The sequence below is a fragment of the Sulfitobacter sp. HI0129 genome, from assembly GCF_001635395.1.
Lineage (GTDB): Bacteria > Pseudomonadota > Alphaproteobacteria > Rhodobacterales > Rhodobacteraceae > Sulfitobacter.
Genome location: NZ_LWGH01000264.1, coordinates 1 through 9,574, shown reverse-complemented (window position 1 = coordinate 9,574; position 9,574 = coordinate 1). Strand labels below are relative to the sequence as shown.

The following is a 9,574-nucleotide window of genomic DNA, read 5'->3' as shown; positions in this document are numbered from 1 at the left end:
CCGACCTGGTTCAGCAGGCCCGCCGCCGACGAGGTGTTGAGCAGATAGCCACCCCCCCGTTCGGACATCCGCGGCACCAGATGCCGCGCGGCCCAGACATGGGCCATCACGTTGATGTCCCAGATGCGCTGCCATTCGTCATTGCCCACTTCGACGCCCCCGGCGACAGAGATTCCCGCGTTCGAGCAAAAGAGGTCGATGGGGCCGATGTTGGCTTCGACCTCCTCGATCAGGGCCTTGATTTCATCCTCGACCCCGACGTTGACGCGGTACGCCGTGCCGCCGACCTCGCTTGCGGTTTCCCGGGCTGCGTCTTCGTTGATGTCCACGCAGACGATATGCTTGGGGTCTTCCTTGGCATAGCGCAGCGCCATGGCCCGGCCGATGCCGCTCGCGGCACCGGTGACGACGATAACCTTGTCCTTCAGTTCCATGTCAGCCCCTCACGTCCACATGTTGGAACCGCCGCAGACGGTCAGTGCCTGCCCGGTCATGTAGCGGCTGGCGTCGCTGGCAAGAAAGACGGCAAGGCCCGCGAAATCCTCAGGCTCGCCCAGACGGCGCAGGGGAATTTCTTCCTTGATGCGCTTTTCCACTTCCGGGTTGTCCCAGAGTTCGCGGGCGAATTCGGTCTTTACAAGGCCGGGACAGATCGCGTTGAACCGCAGGCCCTTTGGCCCGAATTCAGCCGCGAGATTGCGCACCAGCCCGATCAGCGCCAGTTTCGACATGCCGTAGGTGCCCAGCATGACCGAAGGTTTGAACGCTCCGATGGAAGAGGTGAAGGCCATGGAGCCCGCCCCTTTTTCCACCATGTCGGGGGCCACCATCTGCGCCAGCCACAGGTTGGACTGCACGTTGGCGTTCATGGTTTTCTGGTAGGCGTCATCCGGAATTTCGGAGGTGGGACCATAGTAGGGGTTCACCCCCGCATTGCCGATTACCACATCGATGGGCCCTGCGAGTTCATGGGTCTTGTCCACTAGCGCCTGAAGCTGATCCTTGTAGCCCACGTTGCAGGACACGCCATGGGCCTTGCCCCGGCCCCGGGCGTTGATCTCTTCGGCCGCCTTGTCGAGCTGGTCCTGCTTGCGGGCGGAGATCACGACCGTGGCGCCGTGATCGGCGAGCGCCGTCGCCATCGCGAGGCCCATGCCCTTGGAGGCGCCGGTCAGCAGCGCCACCTTTCCGGTCAGGTCGAACAGATCGCTCATCCCATGAACCCCGCGGCACCGCGCGATTGCGTGACGGCCTTGGCCGCGTCTTGGCGCGCATTGCTTTCCTGATAGGTCTTGACCTCGTTGCGGGCGATGACGTGGTGGTGCACCTCGTCCGGGCCATCGGCGTAGCGCAGCGTGCGCTGCTGGGCGTACATGCCCGAGAGCGGCGACCACTGGGAAATGCCGGTGGCACCATGCACCTGCATCGCCTCATCGATGATATCGCAGACCTGCTCCGGCACCTTCGCCTTGATCATGGAAACCCAGATGCGGGCTTCCTTGTTGCCCAGAACGTCCATCGCCCGGGCGGCCTTGAGCACCAGAAGGCGCATGGATTCGATCTCGATCTTGGCGCGGGAGATGGTCTCCATGTTCTTGCCAAGGTCGACGATCCGCTTTCCGAACGCTTCGCGCGACAGCCCGCGTTCGATCATCAGGTCCAGCGCCTTTTCCGCCTGCCCGATGGAGCGCATGCAGTGATGGATCCGGCCCGGTCCGAGACGAACCTGCGAGATCTCAAAGCCACGGCCTTCGCCCAGCAACATGTTGGATTCCGGCACGCGGACGTCCGTGAAGCGGATATGCATGTGACCATGCGGCGCGTCGTCGTGGCCGAAGACATGCATCGGGCCGAGGATCTCGACCCCCGGCGTGTCGATGGGGACAAGGATCTGGCTCTGCTGGCGGAAGGGTTCGGCATCGGGCGAGGTCTTGACCATGACGATCATGATCTTGCACCGCGGATCGCCCGCGCCGGAGATGTAGTATTTCTCGCCGTTCATCACCCATTCGCCGTTTTCCAGCTTGGCGGACATGGAGATGTTCTTGGCATCCGAAGAGGCGACATCGGGTTCCGTCATCGCAAAGGCGGAGCGTATTTCGCCGGCCAGCAGGGGCTTCAGCCACTTCTCTTTCTGCTCGGGCGTTCCCACGCGTTCCAGCACTTCCATGTTGCCGGTGTCCGGCGCGGAACAGTTCAGCGTTTCGGAGGCGAGGGGGTTCTTGCCCAGTTCGGCGGCGATATAGGCGTAATCGAGGTTCGACAGCCCTTCGCCGGTTTCCGCATTGGGCAGAAAGAAGTTCCATAACCCCGCCTCCCGCGCCTTTTCCTTGGCGCCGTTCAGCAGTTCGAGCTGACGGGGGTGGTAGGACCAGCGGTCCTCGTTCTGCTCCTTCAGCCGGTGGAATTCCTCCGTGATCGGGTCCACGTTTTCGCGGATGTGCTTGATCACTGCGTTCAGCAGGGGCTTGTTGCCCTCTGACATTTCGAGGTTGTTGAGGCTGAGTTGCTTGTCGGTATCGGACATCTGGATGGTTCCCTGTCTTATTTGTTGACCCATTGGGGGGCGCGTTTCTCGACGAAGGCGTTGACGCCTTCCTTGAAATCTTCGGTCTTGGAAAGATCCGCGATAACCTCGCGGGAATAGGCGATGCTTTCGACCATGCCGTCGCGACGGTTAAGGTCATTGAGCACCCGCTTGGTGGCCTTCACGGCGGAGGGCGAGACGGTGCAAAGCTGCTCGGCCTTTTCCAGCGCCTTCGCCAACAGTTCGTCATGGGGATGCACCTCGTTCACGCAGCCCATTTCCAGCGCCTCGGCGGCGGTGATGGTGCGGCCGGTAAACATCATTTCCTGCGCGGCAAGGCGGCCCACGTAGCGCGACAGCCGCTGCACGCCCGATGCTGCGGCGAAGAAGCCGACCTTGACCTCGGGCAGGGCGAACTTGGCGTTCTCTGAGGCAAGGATGATGTCACAGGACAGTGCCGTTTCAAACCCGCCACCCATGGCGAAGCCGTTGACGGCGGCGATGATCGGCTTTTCCAGATCGAAGCGGGAGGAGAGGCCCGCAAAGCCGCTTTCGGTCATCTTGGCCTTGCTGCCGCCTTGCGCCGTGGCCTTCAGGTCATTCCCGGCGGAAAACGCCTTGTCCCCTGCGCCCGTCAGCACGGCGACCCAAAGGTCCTGATCGGCGGCGAAACTGTCCCAGCAGTCGGCCATTTCATTGTGCATGTCGACATGAACGGCGTTGTAGACGTCGGGCCGGTTCATGGTGACGATCAGGATATGGCCTTGCCGTTCGGTCTTGATGAATTCGTAGCTCATGTTTTCAGCCCGCCCTTGTCGATTTCGGTGAATTTGCCCCCGGTGCGGGCCAGCTCGCGCAGGGTGTCGGCGGGGGCGAATTCGGGGTCTTCCGCGCCCAGTTTCTCCATCCGGTCCAGCACGGCCTGCGCGCCGACGATATCGCCATAGAACATCGGGCCGCCCTTGTCGGCGGGCCAACCGTAGCCGTTCAGCCAGACCACGTCGATGTCGGAAGGACGCTGCGCCTTGTTCTCCTCAAGGATTTTCACCGCTTCGTTGATCATCGGGTAAATGCAGATCTCGATGATCTCGTCACGGCTCATGCTGGTGGGCTCGGCCCCGGTGATGTCCTTGACCACCCCTGCCGTCACGTCGGACGGGATGGGGCGGCGGTTCTCGTCGTAGTCGTAAAAGCCCGCACCGGTTTTCTGGCCGCGCCGGTCCATTTCGCACAGCGCATCGCGAATGGGGTTGTCGGTGTTGGCCCCCTTCGACCAGCCGATGTCCAGCCCGGCAAGGTCGGACATCTGGAAGGGCCCCATCTTGAAGCCGAAGTCGTTGAGTGCGGCGTCCACGTCCCATGGCATCACGCCCTGATATACCAGCTTGTTGGCCTGTTTCTGGCGCGCGAAGAGGATGCGGTTGCCGACGAAACCGGGGCAGACCCCGACCAGTACCGCGATCTTGTTGATCTTTGCGGCAAGGTCCATGCAGGTCGCCACAACGTCATCGGCGGTATGTGCGGCGCGGACGATCTCCAGAAGTTTCATCACGTTGGCCGGAGAGAAGAAATGCAGCCCGATCACATCCTCGGGCCGCTTCGTCATGGCGGCGATTTCGTCGATGTCCAGTGCCGAGGTATTGGTGGCGAGGATCGCGCCCTGCTTCATCACTTCGTCGAGACGAGTGAAGATCTTGCGTTTCAGTTCCATGTCTTCGAACACGGCCTCGATCACCAGATCACAGTCCGCCAGATCAGCGATGTCGAGCCGCCCGTCGAAACGGTCCATCCGGGCTTCGACCTCATCCTGCGGAAAGCGGCCCTTGTCCGCGCTGCGCTGGTAGTTGCCCCGCACTACCTTCAGACCCCGGTCCAGTGCTTCCTGCGTGGTTTCGACGATCTTCACAGGGATACCGGCGGTGGCGAAGTTCATGGCGATCCCGCCGCCCATGGTGCCGGCCCCGATGATGCCGACGCTTCTAATCTCGCGCCGTGGGGTATCCTCGGGCAGGCCGGGGACCTCCCACGCGGCCTTGCCGGCCTTGGCGATGTAATCTCCGGTTTCCGCTTCGCTCGGTCGGGTCATGTGCTCTCCTTTTGCAGACATTGCGCGCGCAGGGCGCGGCGATCGGTCTTGTCGGTGGCCCCGCGGACCAGCGTTTCATGCTGGCACCACAGGTATTGGGGTATCTTGAACCGGGCCAGATGCCCGTCGAGAAAGGCGGCCATTTCGGCCTGCGTCAACTGCGCTCCCGGTCTCAGCTGCACCGCGGCCCCCACGACTTCGCCCAGCCGTTCGTCGGGCACCGAAAAGGCGCAGGCCTCAAGCACGTCCGGATGCCGGTGCAGGGCGCCTTCTACGTCGAGGCAGGCGATGTTCTCTCCGCCCCGGATGATGATGTTCTTCTTGCGATCGAGGATGGTGACGAACCCTTCGTCGTCGCGCACGCCAAGGTCGCCGGTGCGCAGCCAGCCGTCCTGCAGCACCTCTGCCGTCGCTTCGGGCTTGTTGAGATAGCAGCGCATGATGTTGGGGCCCTTGACGGTGATCTCCCCCAGCGTGCCGTTAGGCACGTCATTGCCCGCGTCATCGAGCATCCGCAATTCCTGAACCGGGGGGTGCAGCTTGCCGGCGGCATCGGGGCGGGCCTTGTAGTCGTCGCCGATCATACCGATGCCAAGAGCGTTGGTTTCCGTCATGCCCCAGCCGGTGGCGACTCCAGCGTTTGGAAAGGTCTCTGCCAGTTGGGCGACTTGCGCGGCGGGGCGCTTCGCGCCACCCGACCCAAGGTAGTCGAGCGTCGGCAGGGTTTCGTTCATGCGCCGGGCGGCTTCCATCAGTTCAGCTGATTGGGTCGGCACGCCGAGAAAGCGCGTGATCTCGCCCTCGCGGATCAGGCGTACGGCTTCTTCCGCATCCCACTTGTGCATCAGCGTGATCTTGGCCCCGGCAGGTAGGCTCAGCAGGAAGAGAGGATGCGTCGCCGTCACGTGAAAGAGCGGCGTGACCACCAGCGCGGAGGGGCGGGGCGGGGGCGGCGCGTCGGGTGCGGGCGGGTCGACCAGCGGTGCGATGACAGATTGCATCAGCCAGCTGAAGACGGCGTTCACCGCGCCCCGGTGGGTCTGCACCACCCCCTTGGGATGGCCCGTGGTGCCGGATGAATACATGACCGCGAAGTCATCATCGGTATCGATCGTCACTTCGGGGGGCGTCTCGGCCGTATCCGCATCCCGCAGCGTGGAATAGGAATGCTCTGCGGTCCCTTCGGCATCGCGCACACCGATGACCGTGAGCGCCAGCGGATCTGTCAGCGGTGCCAGCCGTTCGGCGCGGGGGCCATCGGCAAAGACAACCCGCGCGCCCGAATCGCGCAGCGCGTAGTCCAGCTCTTCGGTCGTCCACCATGCATTGAGAAAGACGACCACTCCACCCAGCGAGGATATCGCCAGCACGCAGGTCAGCAATTCGGGATAATTGCGCATCGCCACGGCGACCCGGTCGCCCTGCTTCAGCCCGAAAGTATCGCGCAACTGGTGGGAGACGCGGTTGACCTCTGCGCAGAAGGCGTCGAAGGTCCAGCTCTCGTCTCGGTACTGGAGATAGGTCCATGCCCCGTCGCCATGGTTTGCCCGGCCTGCGGGCAACAGGGCGGGTACATGGGGCGGAATGTTCTGGAACGCCTTGACCGTGACGCCCCGCACCTCGGTCTCGGCCACGGCGAAGACGGGATTGGTGGCGAGGATATGTGCCACGGCGTCCTGCGGCGACATGGCTCCGGCGGCTGCGGCCTCTGCTGTCATCTGGTTCCTCCCCGGCGGTCGTTTGCAGGGGCGGTCCATCTGGCCGCCCACGACTCTCCGAGGGAGACTAGGCGCTAAAGTTCGCTCTGCCAATACCGCAGATCGGAACGTCGTTTCGCAACCCCGGCAGGCATCGCCCCAAGCTTCCCGCGAAGGGCCACCCGCCTTGCGGCAGGTCAGTCGAAGGTAGCGAGATAGTCGATTACGGCGGACACGTCCTCTGGCTTGCGCAGGCCGGAAAAGGACATTTTCGTGCCCGGTACGACTTCGCGCGGCTTGGCAAGGAACGCGGCAAGCGTTTCGCGATCCCAGGTGAGCCCTTCAGCCGCCAATTCGGCCAAGGCATCGGAATAGGCGTAATCGGCATCGCGGGCCGCCGCTGCACCCACGATCCCGTTAAGCGCGGGCCCAACGCGTGCCTTGGCCTCCGGCCCTACGTTGTGGCAGGCGTTGCACTTGCGAAAGACCTTTTCGCCCTCTGCAACGTCCGCCCGGGCGGCGCCCGTCAGAGTCGCCGCCGCGAACGACAGTGCGAGGGTAAAGCGGTATGTTCGGTTCATTTCATCCTCCCGTCATGATGCGGCCAATGGCCTAACCCGGGGCCGCGACCCGCCCCAATAGGACGATGGTAGATATGACCAAGGGCGGTGGCGCCCGCCCCGAGGCAGCCGGTACGAAGGTCGCATGGAGCGGGCGCGTAGGCGTATCTAGGCTGGCCGCATGAAAGCGCCACCGTTCCGTTTCGCATGGGTCTGGGCTGCCGTTCTGGCGGCCGCTATGTGGAACGTCGCCAATGCGGAGCCGCTGCCGCGCGAGGTGCTGGAACGCTATGTCGCGCCGCCCATGTCGCTGGGCGAGCCGGTGAACGATCAGGGTGTCTGGCAATTGCTGAACTCCGGCGGGGCGGAGGCCGGCTATGTTTTCGAGACCGAACCGATGGCCCCGCTGCCCGGCTTTTCCGGCGCACCGATCAACGTGCTGGTGGTACTGGATCTTGACGGTCGTTTTCTCGACGTTCAGCTCATATCGCACAATGAACCGATCTTTGTGTCGGGTCTGGGCGAGGCGCCGTTCCACAAGTTCTTCGAGCAGTATCGCGGGCATTCCATCTCCGACAGTCTCGTGGTGGGGACGCCCTACGGCGAAGGCTCGGACGGCAGCGCGCTGGTCTATCTCGACGGGGTGACCAAGGCGACCGCTTCCGTCCGGATCGCGCATGAAAGCGTGCTCGCCGCCACTCTCAAGGTCGCGCGGGAAAAGATGAGCGGGGTTTCCACCGGGCCACCGGCCTATCCCGACCCGGAATATACAGAGGATCTGACGTGGGACGACCTTGTGGCCCAGGGTATTGCCCGGCGGGTTCAGGTCAGCAACGCCGAGATCGACGCGGAATTCGCGGGTACCCTATGGGAGGACGACGATCCCGAAGCGCAGGAGGACCCCGATGGCCGCTACCTCGACCTCTGGATCGTGGACATCGGCCCGCCCAGCATCGCCCGCGCCGTGCTGTCGGAAAGCAGCCTGAAGGAGTTGCAGGGCTTCACTTCGATCGCAACCAATGATGAGCCGATCCTCGTGATCGAAACGGGGCGTCACGGGCTGGTGACGGAGGAGTTCATCCGCAACACTTCGCCCGATCTCATCAGCGCCGAACAGGGCGGCTTTCCCGTCGCCCTGCGCGATGCGGATATCTACATTGAATTGAACGAGGACCTGCCGGAGGAGTTGCACGATGGCGCCGCCCTGATCCTGCGGACGGACAGGCGGCTGGGGTTCGATCCCACCGCGGACTGGATACTGAAGGTGAAGGCCTTGCGCGAACACGGCGTGTTCCAGCCCGAGATCGGTTCCGTCACGCTTGACGCGCCCCATGTGACCGACGCGCGTTTTTTCAAACGACCCGAGGTGATCAAACCCACGCCGCCATGGCTCGATGCGCTGCGCAACCGGGCGAGCGACATGATCGTGCTGGCGGTCTTTCTCGTGGGGCTGCTCGCTCTGCTGGGGCCGGGGTTGAACCGGCTGGCGGGCCATCGGCATTTCACCGCGATCCGGCTGGGTATCCTTGCCTTTATGACCGGCTTTGTCGGATGGTGGGGGCAGGGGCAGCTTTCCATTGCCACGCCGCTCGGCGTTCTGCGCACGGCGACCGAAGGGGGGTCTTTCGCCTTCCTGCTCTACGATCCATTTTCGCTTGCGATCTGGGGCGTGACGATTCTGGGTTTCATCCTGTGGGGGCGCGGTCTTTTCTGCGGCTGGCTATGCCCCTTCGGTGCCCTGCAGGAGTTCGCGCATCACATCGGCCGGGTGCTGCGCATTCCGCAGGTGGATGTGCCGGACAGGCTGGACGATTATCTCAAATGGTTGAAATACGTCGTGCTCGCCGGGCTGGTGGTGATCCTCTTTGCCTTGCCGGGCTGGGTCGACAAGGCGATCGAAATCGAACCTTTCAAGACGGCGATCACCACGTTTTTCATCCGCGAATGGTATTACGTGGCCTATGCGGTCGGGCTTTTGCTGCTGTCCATGGTGCTGTTCAAGGGGTTTTGCCGCTATGTCTGCCCGCTGGGCGCGGTCATGGCCATCGGTGGGCTGATCCGCACCCGCAAGTGGATCGACAGGCGGCCCGAATGCGGCTCTCCCTGCCAGCTGTGCAAGGTGAAATGCGCCTACGGCGCGATCAAGAAAACCGGGGAAATCCAGTATTCGGAGTGTTTTCAATGCCTCGACTGCGTCACGATCCACGACGACCCGCGCAAATGCGTCCCCCTGATCATCGCGTCGCGGGGGCGGCGGACCACGCAAAGGGTGGCTGCTGAATGACCCTGACACGCCGACGTTTTCTGACAATCTCCGCCGCTTGTCTTGCCGCCGCGCCCGGTCATGCGGCCACTGCGCGATGGCAGGGGCAGGCCATGGGGGCGGAGGTTTCGATCACGCTGAAAGGGCCGGAAGCGGTGACCGCCCCCGCGCTGGTGGAAGCCCGGGCGATGCTCCACCGGATCGAGGCTGAATTCAGCCTCTACGATGCCGGTTCGGCCCTGTCCCGGCTGAACCGGACGGGGCGGCTCGACCGGCCTTCGCCGTTGTTTCTGGACCTGATGGAAGCGAGCGATGGGGTGCACCGGGCGACCGGCGGGCTCTTCGATCCGACAGTTCAGCCGCTTTGGCAGGCCATCGCCACGGGCCGCGACCCGGATGCGGTACGGGCCGCAGTGGGTTGGGACAGGGTGCATTTCGATC

General features: G+C 63.5%; 9 protein-coding genes. 2 read left to right on the top strand and 7 right to left on the bottom strand.

Annotation, left to right across the window (positions count from 1 at the left end):
• From A3764_RS05325 to A3764_RS05295, 7 genes are all read right to left on the bottom strand, one after another.
• The coding region (locus tag A3764_RS05325) for an SDR family NAD(P)-dependent oxidoreductase (RefSeq protein ID WP_150122079.1) at positions 1 to 434 on the bottom strand (434 nt) is incomplete at its 3' end.
• Positions 435 to 443: 9 nt separating this feature from the next.
• A complete protein-coding gene (locus tag A3764_RS05320; RefSeq protein ID WP_067920686.1) occupies positions 444 to 1,214 on the bottom strand; it encodes an SDR family NAD(P)-dependent oxidoreductase in 771 nt (256 codons plus the stop codon).
• Complete coding sequence (locus A3764_RS05315; protein WP_067920684.1) at positions 1,211 to 2,527, bottom strand: acyl-CoA dehydrogenase family protein; 1,317 nt, start codon at positions 2,525 to 2,527, stop codon at positions 1,211 to 1,213. The genes A3764_RS05320 and A3764_RS05315 overlap by 4 nt, the downstream gene beginning before the upstream one ends.
• Positions 2,528 to 2,544: 17 nt before the next feature.
• A complete protein-coding gene (locus tag A3764_RS05310) occupies positions 2,545 to 3,324 on the bottom strand; it encodes an enoyl-CoA hydratase-related protein (RefSeq protein WP_067920682.1) in 780 nt (259 codons plus the stop codon).
• Positions 3,321 to 4,613 (bottom strand): 3-hydroxyacyl-CoA dehydrogenase, encoded by a 1,293-nt coding sequence (locus A3764_RS05305; protein ID WP_067920680.1) that lies wholly within the window; start codon positions 4,611 to 4,613, stop codon positions 3,321 to 3,323. Before A3764_RS05305 ends, A3764_RS05310 begins: the two co-directional genes overlap by 4 nt.
• Positions 4,610 to 6,331, bottom strand: coding sequence for a class I adenylate-forming enzyme family protein (locus A3764_RS05300; RefSeq protein ID WP_067951293.1), 1,722 nt, complete (start codon positions 6,329 to 6,331; stop codon positions 4,610 to 4,612). The genes A3764_RS05305 and A3764_RS05300 overlap by 4 nt, the downstream gene beginning before the upstream one ends.
• 176 nt (positions 6,332 to 6,507) lie before the next feature.
• On the bottom strand, positions 6,508 to 6,891 hold the full coding sequence (locus A3764_RS05295) for a c-type cytochrome (protein WP_067921820.1): 384 nt from the start codon (positions 6,889 to 6,891) through the stop codon (positions 6,508 to 6,510).
• Positions 6,892 to 7,051: 160 nt separating this feature from the next.
• Between A3764_RS05295 and A3764_RS05290 the strand changes: the two genes are divergently transcribed.
• Complete coding sequence (locus A3764_RS05290) at positions 7,052 to 9,154, top strand: 4Fe-4S binding protein (RefSeq protein ID WP_067921817.1); 2,103 nt, start codon at positions 7,052 to 7,054, stop codon at positions 9,152 to 9,154.
• Positions 9,151 to 9,574, top strand: a 424-nt coding sequence (locus A3764_RS05285) for an FAD:protein FMN transferase (RefSeq protein ID WP_150122078.1), incomplete at its 3' end; no start/stop codon positions are given. The genes A3764_RS05290 and A3764_RS05285, both read left to right, overlap by 4 nt.